Origin of the sequence: Streptococcus sanguinis, from assembly GCF_050225395.1 — a bacterium.
Classification (GTDB): domain Bacteria; phylum Bacillota; class Bacilli; order Lactobacillales; family Streptococcaceae; genus Streptococcus.
Genome location: NZ_CP071431.1, coordinates 1,033,771 through 1,057,676, shown reverse-complemented (window position 1 = coordinate 1,057,676; position 23,906 = coordinate 1,033,771). Strand labels below are relative to the sequence as shown.

19 protein-coding genes are annotated in these 23,906 nt (G+C 45.5%); 2 read left to right on the top strand and 17 right to left on the bottom strand.

Going from position 1 to position 23,906, the window contains the following annotated elements; genetic code table 11:
• Positions 1–30: 30 nt before the first annotated feature.
• Positions 31–1,854, bottom strand: a complete 1,824-nt coding sequence (gene lepA / locus J1C81_RS05330) for a translation elongation factor 4 (RefSeq protein ID WP_032909703.1) — start codon at positions 1,852–1,854, stop codon at positions 31–33.
• A gap of 122 nt (positions 1,855–1,976) precedes the next feature.
• Here lepA and J1C81_RS05325 point away from each other — a divergent pair, with 122 nt between their 5' ends.
• Complete coding sequence (locus tag J1C81_RS05325; protein ID WP_002915006.1) at positions 1,977–2,792, top strand: Cof-type HAD-IIB family hydrolase; 816 nt, start codon at positions 1,977–1,979, stop codon at positions 2,790–2,792.
• Positions 2,793–2,870: 78 nt separating this feature from the next.
• On the opposite strand, the gene J1C81_RS05320 is transcribed toward J1C81_RS05325, so the two are convergent.
• The 6 genes from J1C81_RS05320 to J1C81_RS05295 form a co-directional block, all read right to left on the bottom strand.
• Positions 2,871–3,236: a TIGR02328 family protein gene (locus J1C81_RS05320; protein ID WP_002915005.1), complete on the bottom strand. Its 366-nt coding sequence runs from the start codon at positions 3,234–3,236 to the stop codon at positions 2,871–2,873.
• Positions 3,237–3,287: 51 nt separating this feature from the next.
• Positions 3,288–4,382, bottom strand: coding sequence for a ferrochelatase (gene hemH / locus J1C81_RS05315; protein WP_002915004.1), 1,095 nt, complete (start codon positions 4,380–4,382; stop codon positions 3,288–3,290).
• A 195-nt stretch (positions 4,383–4,577) separates the two neighbouring features.
• A complete protein-coding gene (locus tag J1C81_RS05310; protein WP_002915003.1) occupies positions 4,578–5,861 on the bottom strand; it encodes a glycosyltransferase in 1,284 nt (427 codons plus the stop codon).
• Positions 5,830–6,477: a hypothetical protein gene (locus tag J1C81_RS05305; protein ID WP_002915002.1), complete on the bottom strand. Its 648-nt coding sequence runs from the start codon at positions 6,475–6,477 to the stop codon at positions 5,830–5,832. Before J1C81_RS05305 ends, J1C81_RS05310 begins: the two co-directional genes overlap by 32 nt.
• Complete coding sequence (locus J1C81_RS05300; protein ID WP_002915001.1) at positions 6,470–7,612, bottom strand: glycosyltransferase; 1,143 nt, start codon at positions 7,610–7,612, stop codon at positions 6,470–6,472. Before J1C81_RS05300 ends, J1C81_RS05305 begins: the two co-directional genes overlap by 8 nt.
• 2 nt (positions 7,613–7,614) lie before the next feature.
• Positions 7,615–8,385: an SDR family NAD(P)-dependent oxidoreductase gene (locus J1C81_RS05295; RefSeq protein ID WP_002915000.1), complete on the bottom strand. Its 771-nt coding sequence runs from the start codon at positions 8,383–8,385 to the stop codon at positions 7,615–7,617.
• A gap of 138 nt (positions 8,386–8,523) precedes the next feature.
• On the opposite strand from J1C81_RS05295, the gene pepT reads away from it, so the two are divergent.
• Complete coding sequence (pepT, locus tag J1C81_RS05290) at positions 8,524–9,747, top strand: peptidase T (RefSeq protein WP_002914999.1); 1,224 nt, start codon at positions 8,524–8,526, stop codon at positions 9,745–9,747.
• Between the two features lie 44 nt (positions 9,748–9,791).
• On the opposite strand, the gene J1C81_RS05285 is transcribed toward pepT, so the two are convergent.
• The 10 genes from J1C81_RS05285 to pyrR all read right to left on the bottom strand — a co-directional run bounded on the left by J1C81_RS05285 (position 9,792) and on the right by pyrR (position 23,891).
• The gene (locus J1C81_RS05285; RefSeq protein ID WP_002914998.1) at positions 9,792–10,367 is read right to left on the bottom strand and encodes a DUF6572 domain-containing protein; all 576 of its coding nucleotides are present in this window, start codon (positions 10,365–10,367) and stop codon (positions 9,792–9,794) included.
• 40 nt (positions 10,368–10,407) lie between these two features.
• A complete protein-coding gene (locus J1C81_RS05280) occupies positions 10,408–10,962 on the bottom strand; it encodes an NAD glycohydrolase inhibitor (RefSeq protein WP_002914997.1) in 555 nt (184 codons plus the stop codon).
• 260 nt (positions 10,963–11,222) lie between these two features.
• Positions 11,223–11,750 (bottom strand): hypothetical protein, encoded by a 528-nt coding sequence (locus J1C81_RS05275; protein ID WP_002914996.1) that lies wholly within the window; start codon positions 11,748–11,750, stop codon positions 11,223–11,225.
• Positions 11,751–11,904: 154 nt separating this feature from the next.
• Positions 11,905–15,447, bottom strand: a complete 3,543-nt coding sequence (locus tag J1C81_RS05270; RefSeq protein WP_002914995.1) for a pneumococcal-type histidine triad protein — start codon at positions 15,445–15,447, stop codon at positions 11,905–11,907.
• 9 nt (positions 15,448–15,456) lie between these two features.
• Positions 15,457–16,386 carry a metal ABC transporter solute-binding protein, Zn/Mn family gene (locus J1C81_RS05265; protein ID WP_002914994.1) on the bottom strand — a complete coding sequence of 310 codons (930 nt, stop codon included), beginning with the start codon at positions 16,384–16,386 and terminating at the stop codon, positions 15,457–15,459.
• Positions 16,387–16,661: 275 nt separating this feature from the next.
• A complete protein-coding gene (carB, locus tag J1C81_RS05260; RefSeq protein WP_002914993.1) occupies positions 16,662–19,841 on the bottom strand; it encodes a carbamoyl-phosphate synthase large subunit in 3,180 nt (1,059 codons plus the stop codon).
• 23 nt (positions 19,842–19,864) lie between these two features.
• Positions 19,865–20,941, bottom strand: a complete 1,077-nt coding sequence (locus J1C81_RS05255) for a carbamoyl phosphate synthase small subunit (protein WP_032909561.1) — start codon at positions 20,939–20,941, stop codon at positions 19,865–19,867.
• Positions 20,942–21,055: 114 nt separating this feature from the next.
• Positions 21,056–21,973: an aspartate carbamoyltransferase catalytic subunit gene (locus J1C81_RS05250; RefSeq protein ID WP_002914992.1), complete on the bottom strand. Its 918-nt coding sequence runs from the start codon at positions 21,971–21,973 to the stop codon at positions 21,056–21,058.
• Between the two features lie 107 nt (positions 21,974–22,080).
• The gene (locus J1C81_RS05245; protein ID WP_002900181.1) at positions 22,081–23,364 is read right to left on the bottom strand and encodes a uracil-xanthine permease family protein; all 1,284 of its coding nucleotides are present in this window, start codon (positions 23,362–23,364) and stop codon (positions 22,081–22,083) included.
• 8 nt (positions 23,365–23,372) lie between these two features.
• Positions 23,373–23,891, bottom strand: coding sequence for a bifunctional pyr operon transcriptional regulator/uracil phosphoribosyltransferase PyrR (gene pyrR, locus J1C81_RS05240; protein WP_002900180.1), 519 nt, complete (start codon positions 23,889–23,891; stop codon positions 23,373–23,375).
• Positions 23,892–23,906: the final 15 nt, after the last annotated feature.

Sequence of the window (23,906 nt, the reverse complement as noted above, 5' to 3'; positions counted from 1 at the left end):
TTAGGATATATTACCTAGGGCTATAAGACTTTATTCCTCATCCATACTCAGGACACTGAGGAAGGCTTCTTGTGGGACTTCGACAGAACCGATAGCTTTCATCCGTTTTTTACCGGCTTTTTGTTTTTCTAGGAGTTTGCGCTTCCGAGAAACATCACCACCGTAACACTTGGCTAAGACATTCTTACGCAAGGCCTTGATGTCTGTCCGAGCCACGATTTTCTGTCCGATAGCGGCTTGAATAGGTACTTCAAACTGCTGACGAGGAATGATTTTCTTGAGCTTGTCTACAATCAGCTTGCCACGCTCATAGGCAAATTCCTTATGAACGATAAAGCTAAGGGCATCAACCTTGTCGCCATTGAGGAGAATATCCATCTTCACCAGCTTGGACGAGCGATACTCAGAAATTTCATAGTCAAAGCTAGCATAGCCACGAGTAGAGGACTTGAGCTTGTCAAAGAAGTCAAAGACGATTTCAGCAAGTGGGATTTGATAGATGACATTGACCCGATTATCATCGATATAGTCCATGGTCACAAAATCCCCACGCTTGCGCTGAGCCAACTCCATCACCGCTCCAACAAATTCCTGGGGAACCATAATCTGCGCCTTAACATAAGGCTCCTCGATGGAATCAATCTTGGTCGGGTCTGGAAACTCGCTCGGGTTGGACACATCAATAGACGCCCCATCTGTCATATTGACCTTATAGATAACGGACGGTGCCGTCATAATGAGATCGATATTAAACTCACGCTCCAAACGCTCCTGAATGACATCCATGTGCAGCAAACCCAGGAAACCACAACGGAAACCAAATCCTAATGCCTGTGATGTTTCTGGCTCAAACTGCAGACTGGCATCATTGAGCTGGAGTTTTTCCAAAGCTTCGCGTAGGTCATTGTATTTGTTAGATTCAATCGGATAGAGTCCGGCAAATACCATAGGATTCATCTGCTTGTAGCCAGCTAGTGGCTCTGCAGCTGGATGGTCCGCCAAGGTCACTGTATCTCCGACCCGAGTATCCTGTACCGTCTTGATAGAGGCTGCGATATAACCAACATCCCCTGTTGCTAGGAAATCGCGTCCAATGGCCTTGGGCGTAAAGATGCCGACCTCAGTCACGTCAAAGGTCTTGCCATTGCTCATGAGCTGAATGGTATCTCCCGGCTTGACCACACCGTCCATCACCCGCACTTGCAGGATTACCCCACGATAGGCATCATAGACCGAGTCAAAGATTAAGGCCTTGAGTGGTGCTTCTACATTTCCAGTCGGAGCTGGAACTTTTTCCACAATCTGCTCTAAAATTTCCTCAATTCCGATGCCAGCCTTGGCAGAAGCCAATACGGCTTCGCTAGCATCCAACCCAATCACGTCTTCAATCTCTGCCCTCACCCGCTCTGGATCCGCAGCTGGCAGGTCAATCTTATTGATGACTGGCAGGATTTCCAAGTCATTATCCAGTGCTAGATAGACATTGGCCAAGGTCTGAGCCTCAATCCCCTGAGCCGCATCAACGACCAAAATAGCCCCTTCACAGGCCGCTAACGACCGCGATACCTCATAGGTAAAGTCCACGTGTCCCGGCGTGTCAATCAAGTGGAAGATATAGGTTTCACCGTCCTTGGCAGTATAATTGAGCTCAATAGCATTGAGCTTAATGGTGATACCGCGCTCCCGCTCCAAGTCCATGCTGTCCAAGAGTTGGGCCTGCATTTCCCGACTGGAAACCGTCTCAGTCGCCTCCAAAATTCGGTCAGCCAAGGTTGATTTCCCGTGGTCAATGTGGGCAATGATGGAGAAATTGCGGATCTTCTCCTGACGTTTTTTCAAATCTTCTAAATTCATTTTTCTCATCCTTTTAGGGTATTCTATTTATTATAACACAAGACCAGTTATTTTTCCTATAGACTCGGACTTTCTCTATAAATTATGCTATACTAGTCAGAGAATAATTTTGGAGACACTTTATGATAAAAATTCTTGCACTTGATATGGACGGCACCTTGCTCAACAGCAAAAAAGAAATTCCCCAGGCTCACATCGAAGCTCTGCACAGAGCTATTGAAAAAGGAGTCAAATTGGTTCTCTGCACAGGCCGTCCCTTGTTTGGCGTCAAGTCCTATTATGACAAGCTGGGCCTTGCACAAGAAAACGAATATGTCATCGTGGACAATGGCTGCGCTACACACCAGACCAGCGACTGGAGTCTGGTGGACTGGCAAGAGCTGAGCGGTCAGGATATTCGCTATCTCTACTCCCTGTCTGAAAATAGCCCTGTCCAGCTGACTCTCTTTGATGAAGAGCATTATTTCGTCGTCGGAGAAAAAGCCAGTTCCTATGTCGTGAATGATGCTAGCTTGGTCTTTACTTCTCCAACCGAGATTAGTCTCGATGAGGCTTGCAGCGGTCAACACAGAATGTTTCAAGCTATGTTTTTAGGCAGCCAAGAGCAGGTTGATGCTTTTGAAGCTGACTTTGGCCAAGAAATCTGCCAGCGTTTCAGCGGCGTTCGCTCCCAGCCAGTCATTTACGAGGCCATGCCAGCCGGTGTGACCAAAGCCTTTGCCCTAGAGCGATTGGCTAAACAATTAGACATCACCCCTCGGGAAATCATGGCAATCGGTGATGCCAACAACGACATCGAGATGCTGGAATATGCAGGTCTCGGTGTTGCCATGGGAAATGCTTCAGACTATGTCAAAAGCCTAGCTGATGCCGTCACAGACAGCTGTGAAGAAAATGGGGTTGCTACTGCTATTGAAAAGTTTATTTTGAATTTGTAAAAGTCAAAAAAGAAGAGCAACGTCTCTTCCTTTTTTTGTTCTATAACCTTAATACCATGCCGTCTTGGCACTTGGAAATCAAAAAATTTCTATTCCCTTTTCTTTCAGATTTTCCAAGCATTCTTGCAGATAGGTTGCGTCATGCTCCGGATAAATGGGATGTTCGAGCTCCTCAGCTGGCAACTCATGGTAAGGCGGGCAGGTCTTGCCACGGTAGTCCTTGTCCATCCAAAGGGTATCTGGCTGATAGCCCCGCTTCTGCATCTCCCCCATAATAAGCAGGTGATAAGCATATAGACGATAAGGGCTGTGCTCAAAAACATAGTTGACCGTCGCATGCGGCTTGCCCCAACCTCGTCCACGTAAAGCTGCGCACTCTCGATGCTGGCCTAAAAGCTGCTGGCGCGGAAGTTTTTCAATCAAATCTTGGTGCCAAAGTCTCACGGTTTTCTCCTTCTAGAATAATCTTATAAAATCATCAACGAATATGAACAATCAACTCTTGGGCAGCTTTCCTGCTTTCTCCAGCATTTTCTTGACAAAATACGGCATCTTAACATTCTCGCGCCCTTTTTTCTCAATCAGTTTCTTGACGAAATCTGGCATTTTCAGCTCTTCATCCTCTGCAAGAATCTGGCTGCTCTCCTCCGACGGCTGCAATTCATCGAAGGTTTCTTCTTCTGGAAAACATTCTTTGAAGGGTTCATGCTCATGGCGACGGATAGTTTGAATCAGGGCCTCAATTAAACGGTCGTCTGCATTGGGCATAGGAGGTCTGTGATAAGCAACACCCAGTTCATCGCAAAGTTCCTTACACTCCACGTCATTGTCAAAAAGGACCTCTATATGCTCACTGATAAAGCTAATCGGCACAAAAATATAATGCTGCGGATGTGTTTCTTGCTGGCGCATGTAGTCCAGCACGTCAGGTTTGATCCAAGGGAGTCCGATGTCACTCTCACTTTGCCAAACATTGAGATAATCCTCTTCTGTCAGACCTAACCTTTCAGCAATCAAACGGGCATTGTCATAGATCTGATCAATGTAAGGATCTCCGAAATCCAAGGCCAGAATAGGCACACTGTGGGCTGAAAAGAAAATCTTGAAGGTATCTTCTCTAACCTCTTCTGTAAGAATCTTTCTCAGCTCCTCTGCCCAATAACCAAGAATAGCTTCTTCCTGATACCATTCCTTAATGATATTAAAGCGGATACGATCACTCTGGATAAACTTCTCATAACCCATGACAGAATAGTAAGAAAAATGCGGCTCTAGAATCAAACAGATACAATCCTCAATACCATCCTCTTCCATCTGCTCGATCACGTCTGGGATAAAAGGACGTGAGAATTTATTGGCAAAATAAACCGCATACTCACCAGATAAACGCTGACGGACCTTTTCCACCTCTTCTAGACTGATACGCTGCAGAGGCGTTCCACCGATGAGGACATAGTTATCATAGAGGGTCTGAATCTCATGGTCTTGCGGCCTGACACCGCGGCGAATATTGGTAAAAAATTCAGCCACTCCCTCAAAGCTAATCTCCTCTGGCGAGCCAAAAGTCATCATTAGAATTGCTTTCTTCATTATCTTTCCTCTTCAGTCACACCGAGAAAGCCAAGTTGACTTTCCAACGACTTTCTTGTAATCACTTTCATTTTAACATCTTAAAAAAGACTTGAATAGACCAAAAAACCTATTCCTTGAAAAGAATAGGGAAATTTAATAATTCAGATATTTTAATGTTGGAGATATGCTTTAATAGTTTGTTGAATTCTCCAGTTATAAATCAAGCTTGAGCAGGCGCCCCAGCTCCTGATAGAGAATCTCTGTAGGCTGATATTCTTTACTTTTCTGGGCAAGGATTTTCAACTGAGACCAGTCCGTGCGATTCGTCAATTCCTTAAAAATGCGCAGCACTTCTGCATCGGTCTTTCTGCGAGCTACCAGCCCTACTTGGGCTAGCTCAGCACGAACTGCATTGTCAAATTGGTCATAATCCTGCGGCAAAATGAGACTGGGAATCTCATGCTCAATACAGGCCATCATGATACCCGTCCCCGCATGGTGAATGGCAAAATCTATCTTATCCAGAATATCTGTATAAGGCAGATAGTCAAAGAGCAGCAGGTTTTCCGCCAGTCTCTTCGGAACATTTCCCAAGCCACTAGCTTCTCCCAAGGTGACGTAAAAGAGGTAATCTGGGTAGAGCTGACTCAGCTTTTTCGCTCGCTCCACCATGCGCTCCTTCTCCCATTTCAAATGCGTACCGCAAGTCACTAAAACCCTCTTCTTATCGGTCTCAAAATAAGACTCATGATCTGCAGGCAGGCGATCAAAGGACAGGCATTTGTAGCCAACCCAGCGAAGATGCTTAGGAAAATCATCTCGAAACTCCAGCTCTTTCATGCCCAAAGCCAAGATAGAATAAGGCGAATAAATGGCTTCTGTCCCATCTTCCCGATAGAGTTTAAAATCTTGATAGTCTCCCAAACTCTTCCGGACCAAGGCAAAGGCCATTTTCTTTCCACAGCGAATAGCTTGCCTGCCTAAGGCATCTCTGAACTTGTATAAAACACCCTGATGAGGTTTCCATCCTCCCAAATAGGTCGGCGTTGTCGTCCGGCACTCAATTGCAACCGGACTCGGAATCGTAGTTATCCAGGGAATGCCAAAGCGATCAGAAATCATTCCCGCTGGCGAAGCAACAAAATCTGCTATGACCAAATCCGGTTTGCTGCCCTCTTGCCAAATTCGATTTAATTCGTCTATAACTTCTGGAATTAGTCTAGAATTAGCCCGAAACTGCTGATAGGTAATCAGGGGATTGCTTTGTTGCGGGGTGTTGGCGATGTCCTCCATCACTGTCGGTCTTTCTGGAAAGAGTGCTAGACAATCAAAACCGATTTCCTCTACTAACTCTTTCTTTTGGCATCCAGTGATGACCCGAATCTGAAAACGCGGATCCGCTAGCAGAGGCTTGACTAAGGTCAAAGTAGGCAGCAAATGCCCACTAAATGGCACACTAATCACATCAATCTTTATCACTTTTTCTAATCCAGTCATAAACTAATCCTTTCACATCTTCCCTGTATTCATAATCAAAATGGTTGCTATCCACCATCACATCAGTTAGATGGCCATCTAGACATCTGCTGTAAATATCCTTCCTGCCCTTGATGACCAGCAAGTCAATATCCTTGCGATTTAGGAGTCTCCGTGAAACAGGCCCCAGCGCAATCACTCTCAGTCTGATCGGCAGATTTTCCTCACCCAAATCCTCCAGCCACTGGGTTAGCATATTGAGTCCTGAGCTTTTGCAGATAATGACAGCCTCCTCAACATCCAGTAAAGGAGACAAGTGACGCTGCAAAGCCTCCTGAAAGCGAGAATTGTAGAGAGTATGCCAATAGTAACGGATATTGGAAATGGAAGCTGTCAACAAGGAAACTTGGGTTTTTCTCCCGTGCTCAAATCCCTGATTAAATGGAAAATTACTGGGCACTACTGAGAAATCTGGTGGACAAATCTGCTCAAGAAACTCAAGCTGTCCTGCTGTCAGACTAGCGCTCTCCAAATGACTGCTGCCACTGAGAAAAAACAAGACCTTACTAGATTTCAACATGGTTTGGTCTGGCGACAGAGAATCCAACTTATCCAAGTACTGCTTCATCTTACTCATAGCGGATTTTCCCATCCGTCACTCGAATCTTCCTTCCCCGCCAGTTAATCAGAGGCGGACTAAGCAAGACATAGAGGAAAAGCCAAGGCAAGATAAGGTCATTCAGTACCTCGTAAAACACCTCATCCAGATACGGCCGGCCGGTTAGGATAAGGCGACGATAAGCCAGCATCCAAACCGCCTTGACCAAGAGCAAAAGCAAAGCCAGCAGTACAAAAGACCAACCAAGAAAGAAACTAATAAGCAAGGCTGGAAGGGGCAGGAAACTAGGTAGAGCAATTAAAATAATAACCTTCCAGTCCAAGTGTTCCTTCAGATAGATAGAGCTAAAAAGTAGCCAACGCTTCATTTGCAGCAAATATTGCTTGGCATCCTTGATGGTAGTCCGGACATTACAAGTCACCCGCGTCTGGATAATCTCCACTCCCTTGCTGCGCAGAAAATCAGCTACAGCCAAATCATCACATAGGTAGTCTTTTATAGCACTGAAAAGCTTCTGCTCCCTAGCCAGTTCAAGTGGTAGGATGTAGAACATTCCATTAATCGAGTGATTGGCTTTGACTTCTGCCATGGTAAAATAAGTAATGAAAGAATTTCCATTGACAAAAGCTGCTACTAGCTTGGAGCAGAAATTACTTCGCTCCTGATTATAGGGAATGCCTGTCAAAATAACATTCTCACCCAGATAATCTGTCAATTCTCCCATTTTTGAAAAATCAATGACGCTGTCGTCGTCCAGAACAATCAGATATGGTCGAGTCAGCTCATCTATAATCTGCTCAATCTTATAACTCTTAGGATTAATCCCCTGAGGGACATCCTCCATGAGAAAAACGCGAATGCGCTGAGCATAAGAAGGATTTTGACAAATCTTGTCAGCCACTCGCTGCGCCTCTGGGTCAGACTGATCAATCAGCCAGTAAAACTCAACCGCTTCTGTCTGTTGGAGATTGGCTAATAAATCATTTTCCAAACGAGGGTCACCAGATAGGATGGGCTGAACCACCGTATAAAGCTCCTCTTGAAAGTCCGATGCAGAGCTCTGCCCTTTTTTCAAATAAGCCAAAGACAAGAGCCAACGCAAGATAAAGAGAAGCAGATAAGCAGTAGCCAGCAGGAAAAAAATAAGTTTCATGATTAAAGCCCCTTTCGTAGATAAGCACCAATAAAACGGATAATCCATCTTTGCGGAAGTAGCTTCATGAGCCAAGCCAGTAATCGATATCTCTTGCCCACTATCGCATAAGAACTGCCTTGCTGAAGAAGTCTAATGATGCGCCGTGCTGCTATCTCTGGGCTCATCTGCAACTGACTTCCACCCAAAGCATCCTGTAGCTCTGGAGGAAAGATAGCAGTCCGAACCGGTCCTAAAACGTAAAGACAAACCGTCACCTCAGAGCCTTTAAGTTGCAGCTCTTCTTGCAAGGCTAGACAGTAAGTCTGCAAAGCGGCCTTGCTTGCGCTATAAGCTGCCAAATAAGGATGGGGACAAAAGGCAGCTAAAGAAGAAAGCTGGACAAGACTTATCTTGCGATTGCGCTCTGCGACTTGCTTCATTAGCCGAATTGGCACTTGGTAATTAACTTGCCATAGGGCATTTTCATCTGCTTCCGAAAGAGATAGCGCTGGACCAAAGTTCGCCAGACCGCAGCAATTAATCAGTAGATCTGCCTCTAGCTGCTGAGCAAAATCGTCTACCGCAGCCGCATCCAACAAATCCAAAACTCTACAGGAAAGCTTGGCCTGAACTCCAGACAAGTCCTCTTGCAGCTGAGTAAGTTTAACTTTATCTCTGCCGACTAAGACTAGCTGGTCTGTCCTTTGAGCCAGTTCTTTAGCCAACTGACGACCTATACCTCCCGAAGCCCCCAAAATCACAGCTTTGCTGATTGTTTTTTCCATTTGCATAGATATAGTTTACCAGATTTCGACAAGATATAAAACTAATTGCTAGATTTTACCTTTGCCCTCAAGAAACGAAAAACATTTCTCACTCTCTCCTGAATATGCTAAAATAGACTTAAATGAAATGAAAAAGGAGCATTTATGAAATATCCTAATCTTTTAGAGCGTTTCCTGACTTATGTCAAGGTCAACACGCGCTCAGACGAGACATCTACTACTACACCCAGCACCCAAAGTCAGGTGGACTTCGCCAAAAATGTCCTTATCCCTGAAATGAAGCGGGTTGGATTGGAAAATGTCTACTACTTGCCCAACGGCTTTGCGATTGGAACTCTGCCTGCTAACGACCCTAGCTTTACCCGCAAGATTGGCTTTATTTCCCACATGGATACGGCGGACTTCAACGCAGAAAACATCCAGCCGCAGGTCATTGAGAATTATGACGGCGGTGTGATTCCGCTTGGTCAGTCCGACTTTAACTTAGATCCGGCAGACTTCGCCAGTCTCCATAAATACAAGGGCCAAACCTTAATTACAACTGACGGAACCACCCTTCTGGGAGCAGACGACAAGTCGGGTATTGCTGAAATCATGACTGCTATCGAATACCTGTCTGCCCATCCAGAAATCAAGCATGGAGAAATCCGAGTTGGCTTTGGACCAGATGAGGAAATCGGTATCGGGGCTGATAAGTTTGACGCTGAAGACTTCGATGTGGACTTTGCCTATACAGTAGACGGCGGCCCTCTAGGAGAACTCCAGTACGAAACCTTTAGCGCTGCTGGAGCAGAGCTGACCTTCCAAGGCCTCAATGTCCATCCAGGAACTGCTAAAGACCAGATGGTCAATGCTCTCCAGCTGGCTATTGACTTCCACAACCAGCTGCCAGAAGCCGACCGACCAGAGAAGACCGAGGGCTACCAAGGCTTCTACCACCTGATGAACTTGACCGGTACTGTCGAAGAAGCCCAAGCTAGCTACATTGTCCGCGACTTTGAGACAGAGGCTTTTGAAAATCGCAAAGCTGCTATGCAGGCCATTGCTGATAAAATGAACCAAGAGCTGGGCAGCGAGCGCATTAGCCTGACCCTCAAAGACCAGTATTACAATATGAAGCAGGTCATTGAAAAGGACATGACACCTATCCATATCGCCAAAGCAGTCATGGAAAGTCTGGACATCCAGCCTATTATCGAGCCTATCCGCGGCGGAACTGACGGCTCTAAAATTTCCTTTATGGGCATCCCGACTCCTAACCTCTTTGCCGGCGGCGAGAACATGCATGGCCGCTTCGAATATGTCAGCCTAGAAACCATGGAACGCGCTGTCGATACCATCATCGGCATTGTTTCCTATCAAGATTAAAAAAGAAACCACAGAAGTTCACGAAGAATTTCTGTGGTTTTTTCTCACTCTGGCAATTCTACCTTCAAGCTCATATCTGTAGGTTGTAACACTTTCTGAACAGCTGCGAGAAAGGCTAGACCGTTGTCAGATGGAGAATACTGTAATGTGATATGAATGACTTTTTTATCAAAGTTATCACCATATCGTTCTACATACTGCTTGCTTTCGAGGAAGTAGATATAGTTGTTGAGTTTTTCTTGAAGTCTCAAGAGATGCTCTTCTTCGGTATCCGGAAGCCAAAGATTGCCATCTATTAATAAAAGTTCCAAGTCTTTATCACTTGTTCCGATTGCATCAATCTCTGAAACATCTAACTGAATAGGTATACTTTTAATCCTACATCTAAACTTTACAATCTCATATAATTCTTCAATAGCATCCTTTTCTCTTTCAAAACTAGCTTTTTCATGTAACTGTTGACGTTCAGTAACCTCATACACTATAAATCTATTTGCACTTAAATCCTGATAATACCCTATCGCAAACTGCTCTAAAACTTTTTTATTTAAGTGTACAGTATAATATCTAGGCTTATTGCTATTAAATTTTAAAAAGTCTAATAATTCCTGTTTTGTCATCAAAATTCCTCCATTCTCCCTACATCCTTAATTTAATTTCCTACAATTCTACTACCTTAGGTGGATTGTAGTATTTTTCCTTGAATTCTTTAAGGATCTTCTCTACCTTTTCTACATCACACTGTCTGTATAATGGACTACGGTCTGATACATTACAGAGTCTTTCATAGGTATAAGTACGTTTCTGCTCATCTGATAATTTTGAGATACTTTCTATAATATTTCTTACCAATTCATCCGTCTCAATGGTAAAGGGAAGATTAGAATATTCAGTTAAAAACCAGTTTTGAATAGAGATAAAATCAGTCACCTTATCTAATTTGACTAAGTCAATCGATAAGCTAAAATTTTTCAAGATATCAAAGGTTCTGCGCGCTATATCCCTATCACCTTCTACATACAGAGGGTACAAGCAATATTCCATTAATACGTTAATATCTGTGCTATCCACTTCATAAGAATCCCGTTGTCGAAAACAATACTTCGCTTCCGTTCCTAGAAAAGCTTCTGCTTCTTTTCCTTCCCTCATTACTTCTAGATAATGTTTGACAAAGTGTTTATAATTTTCTTTATTTTTGAGTTTGTATGTCTTCATTTAGTTACTCCATTGGTTAATTCTAAAAATTCCTTCAACTTGCTCAATTTTATTAGTGCCTGGTTTATAGACACGTGGATTTTTGATTTCATAGTATCCTTGACGTTCAATCGCAGATAAAAATTCATCGTAAGAATTCTTCTTTGTTCATTTTTCTCTCGTTTCTTTTTTTATGATTCAAATTTCACTACTTAAATATTTTACAATTTTTTAGCAATCAATCCCTTAATCTAACTTTCAAATTATAACTTTATCTATCTCTACTCTCCATTTTCATCTTGTCCGACCGACGAAGCATCTGATTGATTGTCTCCTTGACTGTCTCCAGTGCTGGCTGAACTATCTGATTTTGGAAAATCCAAACTATACTCAGTTTCTGTACTAATCACCGGAAGATCAACATCTATTATTTCCTGATTTTGAACAGGATGATAATAAGCGAAAAAGGCCCAAACCATATAAACAAGAATGGCTGGATATACAATCAGATGTTTTCCCCAAAAATTCCCAGAAGCTTCAGCACCTCTTGTAGACATTCCTTTCAATTCTGGATACTGGGCCTCGTATTGTTGCTTTTTTGTCCAATAAGGCCTTGATATAACAATACCAGCAAAAACAACGAAGCCAATTGAAACATTTTCAAAGATTAGATTCCTAGATCCTGAATGAATCAAAATAAAGGATAGAATAGCTCCTGTAATGGCCGTCAGCAAAAAAATAACACGGCTATAAATAGCTTCTTTTTTTACTCTAAGATATTCTTTGATGGGTAGTTCTTTTTCTCTCACGGTGATAATCCTTTCATCTATCAGTCTCTGTTTATTTTAACACAATATCAATCAAATAAGTATAGGGTTGTGAAAATCAAAAACGAATGATGGTTTTAGACTTGGCTTGGTCTTCATCATTCGTTTTATTGTTGTTTTACATCAAAATGTAAGCTTAGCTAATCTGAACAGTTTTTAGCTGGCCATCTGCTCCTGTAAAGCTGATGCTTCTGGTTGCTGGATTGTAGCTGAAAGCCTCTGGGCTGACACCGTAGAGCTGAGAAAGCTCCTGCAATTTCTGGTTGAATGCTTCCTCTGTCATGCCAAAACTCGCAGCTAAGCTTGATTGACCAATTGGGTTTGTTGCTGTCAAAGCTTCTGCTGGTTTGTCAGATTGGTTTTGAGCTGCTTCTCTAGTGGCAGATTCGGAAAGTAGATTATCACTTTGCGCAGTTTCTGAAACACTGCTACTTGCTAGCTGAGCAGAAGAAGGCTGTTCAACCGGTGCTTTCAAGAAACCTTTTTGCACCGCATAGGCATCTGCTGCTTGACGCTCGGCTTCTGACAAGTCTTTCTTGTAAATATAGTGCTCGTGATCCAAATGGGCTACCCGATAGCCTTGCTCATCCGCTCCGACCATATCCTGCAGATTAAAATGATAGTCATCATCTTCCCTATGCTGAGAATCAGACTCGTTTGTTCTCTCAGGATGGACGAGTGACTGCTGGAAGGCCAGGATTTCCTTAAGCAGCTCTTTCTTGTCTGTAGCTCTCTGTCCGAGCTTATCAAAAAGCTGGTCCAGCTGCTGGTATTGCTGCTCACTTCCTTGATTCTTTTCCAAATACTGATGAATAGACATGAGCAGATTATAAAGCTGTTGATAAACTTCCTGATTTTCCGTATTAGCTGGCTCTTCCTTTTGTCCGGCAATGGTCCGGCTCATCTGATCCAAAAGCTTCTGACTGGCTGCCAGCAGAGCTTGCTTATCTGAGCTGCTGCTCTTTAATTCCTTGTCTAATTCTAAGATTCTAGCTGCATAGTCTGCTCGGCTGTTTTGGTCCTTTACCTCTCCAAGCAGTTCCTGCGCTTTTCCAAGAAAGACAAGCGCTTGAGCGCTCTTCTCGCTATCATCCGAGGTGCCAAAATCATCATAAATCCCCTTCAAAAAGTCATAAATCATGGCTTTGTAGGTTGGCTGATTTGGCTCTCCCTGATCCAGCTCGGTTTTTTCATAGGACGGAGAAGGCTGGCCGCTAGCAAGGGCTGCTGCAATCTCTTTTTTAGTCTGATATAGGGCAGGGAAAAGCTGCTGAAGATTGGTCGCTTCTATAAAGGCTTGAGACTTATAAAGTGTCAAGGTCAGCCCAGCTGCTTTTCTGCGCAGCTCAGGGCTCAAACGCCCATCCTCTAAAGCTTGGTAGAAATAACGAATATAATCAACCGCTGTGACGCCTGTCCGATCATGATAATCTTCTAAAGCTGATAGTAATTGTCCTAGCTCTGCCATTTCAGCTTGATTCTGGCCAGCATAAGCATTTTGCAGACGCTGCAGCAAGTCAGCTTTCTTCAGTCCATAGCTATCCGTATCAAGCCGGTTCATTCTCTCCAAAAGTCCTTGATAGGTCTTGTCTAGCTCGGTCTCTTGGATTGGCTTGACCGTCTGATCCACATGGATAAACTGCTTATCAAAGTTATCCAGACTGCTCAGATAACCAGCTGTTGAGTTGCTAGGCAGCTTCTTCATGGTTTCCACAAACTGCCCCAAAGCCAGCTCAATCCGTCGCTGCATAAGAGGATCATCGGCATAGAGACGCTGACTGTCTGCTTTTAGGCTTTCTACTTTTTGCAAAATAGCGGCCTCATCATAATCGCCCTGCTCATACTTAGATTGAATCTGAGGCAGACGATTTTTCAAGGCTTCTGCTGCGCCCTTGGACTGGATCTTAATATAGTGATTGTGGTCGCCATGAGGAATGACAAACTGACCATCTTCCACCTGCAGACTGTAAGGCGAAAGACCTGAGCGCAAGGCTGTTGTGTAGAGCTCATTCATGAAGTCCAGCTCTGCATTGCCCGTTACCAGAGGAATGCGGACATGCTCCTTGCGAACAGCATATGGGTGGATATGAGTCGGATCATAGGCTTGGTCAGGGTTATTAAAGACAAAGAAGCCATTTGAGATGCGAACTGCTTCCTTGGGAACGCCATAGGTTTGGCAGATATAAGCAATCTTTTCCTCATCGCTGGCATCGCGTGAATAACGTTCAGCGTCATTGACTGCTGCAGACGATTTTGCTGGCTGCTGCTTGGCCAAGACCTGCTCCGCTGCTTGAATCTGTTCAGAAGTCAAGTCTTTCTTGTAAAAATAATGAGCATGGTCTCCGTGCGATACCATGTAGCCTTGGTCGTCCTTGCCAATGACAGCCTCCGCATGAAAACCATGGTCGTGATCAGGCTGTGACGGTAGCTGAGGCTTCAAAGCTTGCAGTGGATCGCCCAGCGGCTCGTAAGTATAGCCAATAGGAATCAAGTGGGCAATCTTCGCTTCCAAGTCTGATAGCTTGTCATAAGGAATGAAATGATGGTGGTCTCCATGAGGTATAACAACTCCCTTGTCTGTCCGGCGGCTGATTTTCAGCGGGTCAAACACCACGCCGTCCCCTTCATGATAGCGCTGAGACTGAGGCAGGGCATAGAGTTGCTGCAGCAGACTTGGCAAGGATGGCTGAGACGGCAGAAGCGGATTAGATGAATTCGGCTGAGTAACCGCTAAGCCAGGACTTGGCTGCTCAATCTTTGAATGATTTGGCAGCTGTGGAGACGGATTTGAGACGAGTCCACCCTGATTGATAGCACTATTCTGATTCCATGTGTTGGAAGAAGCTATTGTCCTACCGTAGTTAGGCGGATTCACACTTCCGCCGGTCCGCCTGCTATTCCAGTAGCTCTGAGCCGCAGCCAATTCTGCTGGTGACAGGTCGCTCTTAGGAATATAGTGAAAATGCCCGCCATGCGGCACGATAAATGCATCGCCAGTATCCTCGATGACGTCAGAGGGACTAAACGTATAACCATCATCCGTCCTATATCCCCCTTGACCTTGGTAAGAAACTCCTGCAAGGTCTGCGGCTGTCTTTCCCGCAGCTAAGGACTTACTGGGCTGGCTGAAATCGCGAGTCCTACTTGATTTTGTTGTGGAAGATTTGCCACTATCGCCTTCTTCCTTGGTCTTATGCAGCTTCTTCTGCCGAGCAATCTCATCCACCGAGCGGACATTACTGGTATGCTTGGCATCCTTGAGGTAGAGATAATACTTCCCCTCCACCTTGATGATATAACCATCCTTGACCTCATTGACAATATCTGCTTCCTGCAGCGTGTAGTTAGGATCTCGGATAATCAGCTCTTCGCTGATAATGGCATCAAAAGGCACCTTCCCGTCAAAGTAATGATAATGGTCTCCATGAGAAGTGACGTAGCCTTTGTCTGTGATTTTCACGACAATCTGCTCTGCTTCAATACCTTCCTCATCATTGAATTGCTCAGATGTCAAATTTTTATTTTTATCCGTCTTGTCACCCGAAGTCTTGTCCTCAATATAGGCTACTTTGTTATCTTTGGTCTGAGGTCGGGGCTGAGCTTGCCATTGGATAAGCCCATAAGTTCCGACGCCGAGAGCTAATACAGCTGCTGAAACAAGGAAATATTTCTTTTTCATGGTTGTCTTTTATCCTTTCAAATCTTTAGCTAAAACAGCTAGATTCTTTTCTAAATTTTCTAAATAAGATAGTTGGTTGGCTGGGTCTGCTTCCAGAGGATTCAGCTCCTTGATTTGTACACCTGTCTCCTTGACCAAGGTTTGAGCCACTTTGGAAGAAGCATTGCTTTCCACAAAAATGGTCTTCACCTGATGCTCCTTGACAAAGTCTTCTATCTCTGTCAGCTGACGCGGACTAGGCTCCTGCTCCGGTGAAATACCAGCAATGCCCAACTGGGTCAGCCCGAAGCGTTTGGCTAGATAAGAAAAGGCTGTATGCTGGGTGACAAAGGTCTTGTTGGGCACTTTATCGAAAATCTCCTGATAGCGTTCTGTCAGCTCCTTGGCCTCTTCTTGAAATTTTCGAGCATTGGCCTGATAAGTATCCCGATGGTCGCTATCCAGCTCCGACAGTTTGTCAGCGATAATCTGAGCTTCCTCTGCGGCCTTCTGAGGATCCAACCAGGTATGGGGGTCATAGAGCGTCTTCTCATCCACTCCCTCTCCCGCTTGGACATCTTCCAAGCCAGCGACTCGATCCAACTCCATTCCCTGGGAAGCCTCAAGAACTTGAACCTTGGAATTCTTGAGACTAGGATTCAGTTCGCCAGCCCAGGACTCCAAGGTCCGTGAGTGATAGACAAAGACATCTGCATCATAGATGGCTCCCACATCATTGGCTGAAGGCTCAAAATCATGAATGCCGCTGCTAGACTGAATCATGCGCACATCATTCAGATCGCCCGATATAGCCTTGACCATAGAGTAGATAGGATAAAAGCTGGTTACAATCCTCAATCCTTGCGAGGGACTGGATTCCTTTTGAGACTGACAAGCCCATAGACACAAGGCCAGGGCCAGCAGACTAAGGCAGGCTAAGAATTTTAAAGCTCGTTTCACAATATCTCCTTAACTCATTATTAACCGGTTTATTAACTGGTTAATATAATACACTTTGTCAACTTCTTTGTCAAGCTTTTTAAGAAAATAAAGCAAAAAGGAAGTAGGATTCTTTCCCACTTCCACTTTGCTTTTAATTTCAATATATTTGAAACATTATTTGCTATTACTATTCAATGACAGTATAAGCTTGGACTGATGCTTTTCTCAAGCTTAGCTGTATGAGATTACTTTTCAGACTGTCAAATGACAATCTGGAACTGAAAACTCCAGCTCTATATCGCTTCTGTAGTGAAACTACGGCTTTCCAGCACCTTCAGCATGGCATCAGCTGTGTCCAAGGCTGTGAAGAGTGGTACTCCATGCTCAATAGCTGAGCTGCGGATAATTTGGCCATGCTTATCTGCTGTCCGCTTGGTTCCGACTGTGTTGATAATAGCCTGAACCTTACCCTTGCGGATATAGGCTGGAATGTCTTTATCATCATCACTGCCGATTTTTTCCACCAGACGGACGTGTAGGCCATGATTTTCAAAATAAGAGGCTGTTCCCTTGGTTGCCCAAATACCATAGCCAATATTGGCAAAACGCTGAGCCAGCTGCAAGGCTTCTTCCTTGCTATCGCCTGCAATAGTAAAGACGATATTTCCAAAGTTTGGCAGATGGAGATAGGAAGCCTCAAAAGCCTTATAGAGTGCTTTTTCGAGCGTGCGGTCACTGCCCATGACTTCGCCGGTAGACTTCATTTCAGGTCCCAAAAGACTGTCAACCTTCGCCAGCTTGGTAAAGGAGAAGACTGGCGCCTTGATATGAACCATTGAACTTTCTGGATAAAGACCATCTTCATAGCCCAGCTCTGCTAAAGTTTCCCCAAGAATCAAACGAGTCGCCACTTGCGCCATCGGAATATCAGTCACCTTGGACAAGAAAGGAACAGTCCGGCTGGCACGCGGGTTGACCTCAATGACATAGACCTGCTCATCCTTGATGACGAACTGAATATTCATCATGCCAATACAGTTGAGTCCCAGAGCCAAACGCTTGGTATAGTCTGCAATAGTATCCTTGACTTTCTGAGATAGGGTTTGTGGAGGATAGGCCGCCATGGAATCCCCTGAGTGAACTCCTGCCCGCTCGATATGCTCCATAATCCCAGGAATCAAGACCTGACGGCCATCAGAAATGGCATCCACTTCGCACTCATCACCAACAATGTAAGAATCCACCAAAACCGGATGGTCTGGACTGGCCTTAACCGCTGTCCGCATATAAGAGCGTAGATCCGCTTCGTTTTCTACGATTTCCATGGCACGGCCACCCAAAACATAGGAAGGCCGCACCAGAACGGGGAAGCCAATCTTACGAGCAGCCTCTACTGCTTCCTCTTCATTAGTGGCTGTCTGACCCGGCGGCTGTGGAATATCCAGTTCCTTCAGAGCTTGCTCAAAGAGATCCCGATCCTCAGCGCGATCCAAGTCCGCCACTTGGGTACCTAAAATCTTCACACCAGCCTTGGACAGTGGCTCTGCAAGATTAATGGCTGTCTGCCCGCCAAACTGAACGATAACACCTTTAGGCTGCTCTAGCTCAATGACATTCATGACATCTTCAAAGGTCAGCGGCTCAAAGTAGAGCTTGTCAGAGACAGAAAAGTCAGTCGATACAGTCTCTGGATTGCTGTTCATGATAATCGCTTCGTAGCCAGCTGCCTGGATAGCCTTTACAGAATGAACAGTCGCATAGTCAAACTCCACTCCCTGACCAATTCGGATAGGACCAGAGCCCAGCACCAGAACAGATTCCTTGCTGGATTTGACAGATTCATTTTCAAAGCCATAGGTAGAGTAGAAATAAGGTGTCGCAGACTCGAACTCAGCGGCACAGGTATCCACCATCTTGTAAACCGGCACAATCTTCTGCTCCTGCCGGATGCGACGCACCTGCTCGGCTGTCATGTCCCACAAGGATGCAATCTTAGTATCCGCAAAACCATTTTGCTTGGCTTTCTTAAGCACATAGCTATCTCCGATATGACTGGCCAGCTCCTGCTCAATTTCGTAAATATGGAGCAGCTTATCCAGGAAAAAGACATCAATCTTGGTCAGTTCGGCAATTTCATCCGGACTATAACCACGGCGAATAGCCTCTGAGATGTAGAAAATCCGGTCGTCTTGCGCCTTGACAATCTTCCTCATCAGCTCGTCATCGCTTACTTGACTGAGAGCAGGCAACTCGTTGTGGTCCACACCAACTTCTAAAGAGCGGCAGGCTTTGAGCAGACTCTCCTCAATATTGCGACCAATAGCCATGACTTCCCCCGTCGCCTTCATCTGGGTTCCCAGACGGCGCTCACCCTGCTCAAATTTATCAAATGGAAAGCGTGGAATTTTAGCGACCACATAGTCCAGAGCTGGCTCAAACATAGCATAAGTAGAGCCTGTCACTGGATTGATGATTTCATCCAATGTAAGTCCGACTGCGATTTTCGCCGCCAGCTTGGCAATCGGATAGCCGGTCGCCTTAGAGGCAAGGGCTGATGAGCGGGAAACCCGTGGATTGACCTCGATAACATAGTATTTGAAACTATGCGGGTCCAGAGCCAGCTGCACATTACAGCCGCCCTCAATCTTCAGTGCTCGAATAATCTTGAGACTTGCGTCCCGCAGCATCTGGTATTCATAGTCTGAAATAGTCTGACTAGGTGCAAAGACGATAGAATCACCTGTGTGAATGCCGACTGGATCAAAGTTTTCCATATTACATACGACCAGCGCATTGTCGGCACCATCCCGCATGACTTCGTATTCGATTTCCTTAAAGCCTGCTATAGAGCGCTCGATCAGACACTGAGTCACTGGAGAGAGTTTGAGGCCGTTTTCTGCGATTTCCTGCAGCTCTTCTTCATTGCTACAGATACCGCCGCCAGTTCCTCCCAGTGTAAATGCCGGACGGACAATGACTGGATAGCCGATTTCAGCTGCAAATTCCAGTGCTTCATCAACTGTATTAACAATTTCTGACTCAGGGATGGGCTGACCTAACTCTTCCATTAGCTGCTTGAAGAGATCCCGGTCTTCCGCTTGGTCAATGGCCGATAACTTGGTTCCCAAGAGTTCCACTCCCAGCTCTTCTAAAAGTCCTGACTTGGATAATTCCATGGCCATATTGAGTCCGGTCTGGCCACCCAGAGTAGGCAGCAGAGCATCTGGTCGCTCCTTACGCAAAATCCGCGCAACAAACTCCAGCGTGATAGGCTCGATATAAACCCGGTCCGCAATTTCCTTGTCCGTCATGATGGTCGCTGGATTAGAATTAACCAAGACAACACTGTAGCCCTCTTCTTTCAAGGACAGGCAAGCCTGAGTCCCTGCATAGTCAAACTCCGCAGCCTGACCGATAACGATAGGACCAGAACCGATGACCATAATTTTCTGAATATCTTTACGTTTTGGCATAGTGCACCTCTCAATCTTGCTTCCTAGTAAGCCTGATGGGCATCCATCATTTCCATAAACTCGTCAAAGAGATAGTCTGCATCATGCGGTCCCGGCGCAGCATCTGGGTGGAACTGCACAGAAAAGGCAGGATAATCCCGATGGCGCACACCTTCGACAGACTTATCATTGATTTCTTCATGAGTCACAATCAGGCATTCTGGCAAATCCTCACGACTGACTGCATAGCCGTGATTTTGACTGGTAAAGTCAACTCGGCCTGTCGCAATCTCGCGTACCGCATGGTTGAAGCCACGGTGGCCGAACTTCATCTTATGCGTCTTAGCACCGTTAGCCATGGAGAAGAGCTGATGTCCCATACAGATCCCAAAAATTGGAATCTTGCCCTGAACACCACGAATCATGTCCAGAGCCTCCGGCACATCTTCCGGATTTCCCGGTCCATTTGAGAGCATGACGCCGTCAGGATTGAGCTGGAGAATTTCCTCAGCTCTGGTATCATAAGGCACCACTGTCACGCTGCAGTTGCGCTTAGCTAACTCCCGCAGGATAGAATGTTTGAGACCAAAGTCAACCAATACCACACTGCGACCCGTTCCCGGAGCTGGATAGGACTGCTTGGTAGACACCTGCTTGATGTTATCAGTTGGCAGAACAGTCGCCTGCAGCTGGTCTTGCAAATGCTCAATACTATCATCCGCATTGGCAATAGTTGCCCGCATAGTTCCATGCTGGCGGATAATCTTGGTTAGTGCCCTTGTATCAATTCCCGAAATGCCTGGTATCTTCTTGATTTTGAGGAACTCATCCAAAGACAATTGCTGGCGCCAGTTACTGGCACGACGTGCATACTCATAGACCACCACTCCCTTGCAGGTTGGCAGAATGGATTCATAGTCGTCTCGATTGACACCATAATTTCCAACCAAGGGATAGGTAAAGGTCAAAATCTGGCCGTTATAAGACTGGTCCGTAATCGATTCCTGATAGCCTGTCATGCCTGTGTTAAAGACGATTTCACCTGTCACAAAAAGATCCGCTCCAAAAGCTTCCCCTTCGAAAATCATGCCGTTTTCCAATATTAAAAGTCTCTTTGCCATTGTTCCCTCCTGTCCAAGATGCAGACCGCCCATGACCATCCACATAAGATATATAATAATAGGGAGTGGGATTGCTTCACATAGCTTCACCCACTCCCGGCCTACTGTCCGAGATTATTGACGACCTTTCAGAACCGCTTCGATAATAGCCATTCTGACAAAGACGCCGTTGGTCATTTGTTCAACGATACGCGATTTTGGTGCTTCGACCAGATGATCCGCAATTTCTACATCGCGGTTAACTGGAGCTGGATGCATGAGAATCGCTGTATCTTTCATACGGTCATACCGCTCTTGAGTCAGCCCATGCAGTCTGTGGTAATTTTCTTTAGAAAAGATGGACTCGTAGTCATGGCGCTCATGCTGCACGCGCAGGAACATCATGACATCCACTTCTTCAATTACCTCATCAATGGTGACAAACTTACCATAGTCCGCAAACTCTTGGCTCCGCCATTCTTCCGGACCAGCAAAGTAGAGCTCTGCCCCCAAGCGCTTGAGAATCTGCATGTTTGACTTAGCCACGCGCGAATGGTCCAAGTCACCAGCAATCGCAACCTTTAGTCCTTCAAAGCGACCAAACTCTTGATAAATAGTCATCAAATCCAGCAAGCTTTGGCTAGGATGCTGACCAGAACCGTCTCCACCGTTAACGATAGAAGTCGTAATGGTTGGACTTTCCACTAGCTCTTTGTAATAATCCACTTCTGGGTGGCGAATGACACAAACATCGACGCCAAGGGCAGACATGGTCAGGATAGTGTCATACAAGGTTTCTCCTTTATTGACCGAGCTGGTCTTGACATCAAAGTCCAGAAGATCGCAACCCAACTTCAACTCTGCTACCTCAAAGGCCTTGTGGGTCCGTGTAGATGACTCAAAGAAAAGGTTAGAAACGATATGCTGCTCATCATAATGGACTTTAGCGCCATTTCTAAATTCGATTCCGCGTTTAATCAAGGCCATAACTTCTTCATTTGACAGAGTTTCCATAGAAACAAGGTTCTTAAGAGCGATTTGATTGGATGACATGATGTAATTCTCCTTTATGAAAGAATGAGGGCTTCCAGAGTGCTGCAAGTAAAGTCGCTCTGAGAGCAAGCTATTTTTGAACGAAAGTTAATGATTTAGCACCTAGCTCAATCCTTGGGCTCAGGCAGGACAAGATAGAGTACAATTCCCAGAATAGTTGACAAGGCAACTCCTGAGATTTGCAGACCCGACAGCTGCAAGGTCAGACCGCCGATACCAGATACCAAGATAACACTGGCAATCAAGAGGTTCTTTTTATTGTCAAAGTTGGTCTGTGCTTCGATCAGAATTTTGAGACCGCTCGAAGCAATTACCCCAAAGAGGGCGATGGAAATACCACCCAGTACAGGACTCGGAATGGATTGGAGCAATGCAGATACCTTGCCAACAAAGCTCATGACAATAGCCAGCACTGCTGCGCCAGCAATGACATAGACACTGTAGATTTTATTGAGCGCCATAACTCCGATATTCTCTCCGTAGCTAGTCACTGGCGGTGCTCCGAAAAGCCCTGCAATAATCTGAGCCAGACCATCACCAGTCAAAGTCTTGTCTAGACCCGGATCCTTGAAGAAATCCTTGCCTGTCAAGCTATTCAGCACCATAACATGCCCGAAGTGTTCTGTCATGGTTACAAAGGCGATAGGCGCCATAGTTAAAATCGCACTAGGATAAAATTTCACATCGTAGTCCAAGAAAGGCAGACTCATAGGCGGAAGGTGGAACCAAGATGCTTCCCCAACCTTGGCAAAAGAAACGATTTCCTGCCCAGTCACAGCCCCTAGAATCAAGCTAAAGATGTAGCCGACTATCAGGCCTAGCAAGACTGGGATGATTCCCACAATCTTCTTACCATAGATATTAAAGAGGATAACTGCCAAGAGAGTGACCATACCGATAATGAAGTAGGTCAAATCATAAACCTTTTCACCATTAGCTGCTGTCTTATTCATCACATCGCTAACAGCTGTTCCAGCCAAGCTCAGACCAATGACCATGATGATAGGCCCAACCACTACTGGCGGCAGCACCTTGTCAATCCAAGCATTTCCAGCAAACTTGACAATCAGTGCCACGATAAAGTAGACCAGACCACCAGTGATGGCTCCCTGTGCAACCGCTCCGATACCATCTGTCTTCATCAGCATCTGCATGGCTGCGATATAAGCAAAACTAGAGCCCATGTAAGCCGGAATCTTGTACTTGGTAACAGTCAGATGGGCCAGTGTTCCCAGACCGCTGGAAAAGAGGGCTACCGCTGGGTCAATTCCCACCAGAATCGGTACCAAGACCGTCGCCCCAAACATGGCGAACAAGTGCTGAAAGGATAGTCCTAAAAGCAGACCTGGCTTTGGCATATCATGCACATCATACTTAACATCTTGACTCATTTAGCTTATTACTCCCCCATAATCAAAACGCGATCTTGACCGTCTGTCTCGGTCATCTCAACAATAATCTCCTCAGTTTGGCTAGTCGGAATGTTCTTGCCGACATAATCTGCCCGTATAGGCAGCTCGCGGTGACCACGGTCTACCAAGACAGCCAGACCAACCCGAGAGGGACGTCCATGACTGACCAGATTGTCGATAGCTGCTCGGATGGTCCGTCCTGTGTAGAGGACATCGTCAATCAGGATTACTTGACGGTCGGTAATATCTACTGGAATCACTGTCGTATCTTCCTCAACCTTGATATCATCTCGAAAAGGCTTGGTATCTACTTCTGCGACTGGAATATCGATATTCTCCAACTGAACCAACCGCTTCTGAATCCGGTGAGCCAAGTGAACCCCACGGGTCTTAATGCCAGCCAAGACCACTTGGTTCAAGTCCTTGTTGCGCTCGATGATTTCATAGGTAATCCGCGTAATCGCGCGATTCATGGTGATGTCATCGACAACTTCTTTTGTTTTCATTCTTTCCTCCTCAAA

Coding starts and splice junctions, on each gene's coding strand:
- lepA (WP_032909703.1), bottom strand. CDS start 1,854: ATGAATTTAGAAGATTTGAAAAAACGTCAGGAGAAGATCCGCAATTTC.
- J1C81_RS05325 (WP_002915006.1), top strand. CDS start 1,977: ATGATAAAAATTCTTGCACTTGATATGGACGGCACCTTGCTCAACAGC.
- hemH (WP_002915004.1), bottom strand. CDS start 4,382: ATGAAGAAAGCAATTCTAATGATGACTTTTGGCTCGCCAGAGGAGATT.
- J1C81_RS05310 (WP_002915003.1), bottom strand. CDS start 5,861: ATGACTGGATTAGAAAAAGTGATAAAGATTGATGTGATTAGTGTGCCA.
- J1C81_RS05305 (WP_002915002.1), bottom strand. CDS start 6,477: ATGAGTAAGATGAAGCAGTACTTGGATAAGTTGGATTCTCTGTCGCCA.
- J1C81_RS05300 (WP_002915001.1), bottom strand. CDS start 7,612: ATGAAACTTATTTTTTTCCTGCTGGCTACTGCTTATCTGCTTCTCTTT.
- J1C81_RS05295 (WP_002915000.1), bottom strand. CDS start 8,385: ATGCAAATGGAAAAAACAATCAGCAAAGCTGTGATTTTGGGGGCTTCG.
- pepT (WP_002914999.1), top strand. CDS start 8,524: ATGAAATATCCTAATCTTTTAGAGCGTTTCCTGACTTATGTCAAGGTC.
- J1C81_RS05285 (WP_002914998.1), bottom strand. CDS start 10,367: ATGACAAAACAGGAATTATTAGACTTTTTAAAATTTAATAGCAATAAG.
- J1C81_RS05280 (WP_002914997.1), bottom strand. CDS start 10,962: ATGAAGACATACAAACTCAAAAATAAAGAAAATTATAAACACTTTGTC.
- J1C81_RS05270 (WP_002914995.1), bottom strand. CDS start 15,447: ATGAAAAAGAAATATTTCCTTGTTTCAGCAGCTGTATTAGCTCTCGGC.
- carB (WP_002914993.1), bottom strand. CDS start 19,841: ATGCCAAAACGTAAAGATATTCAGAAAATTATGGTCATCGGTTCTGGT.
- J1C81_RS05255 (WP_032909561.1), bottom strand. CDS start 20,941: ATGGCAAAGAGACTTTTAATATTGGAAAACGGCATGATTTTCGAAGGG.
- J1C81_RS05250 (WP_002914992.1), bottom strand. CDS start 21,973: ATGTCATCCAATCAAATCGCTCTTAAGAACCTTGTTTCTATGGAAACT.
- J1C81_RS05245 (WP_002900181.1), bottom strand. CDS start 23,364: ATGAGTCAAGATGTTAAGTATGATGTGCATGATATGCCAAAGCCAGGT.
- pyrR (WP_002900180.1), bottom strand. CDS start 23,891: ATGAAAACAAAAGAAGTTGTCGATGACATCACCATGAATCGCGCGATT.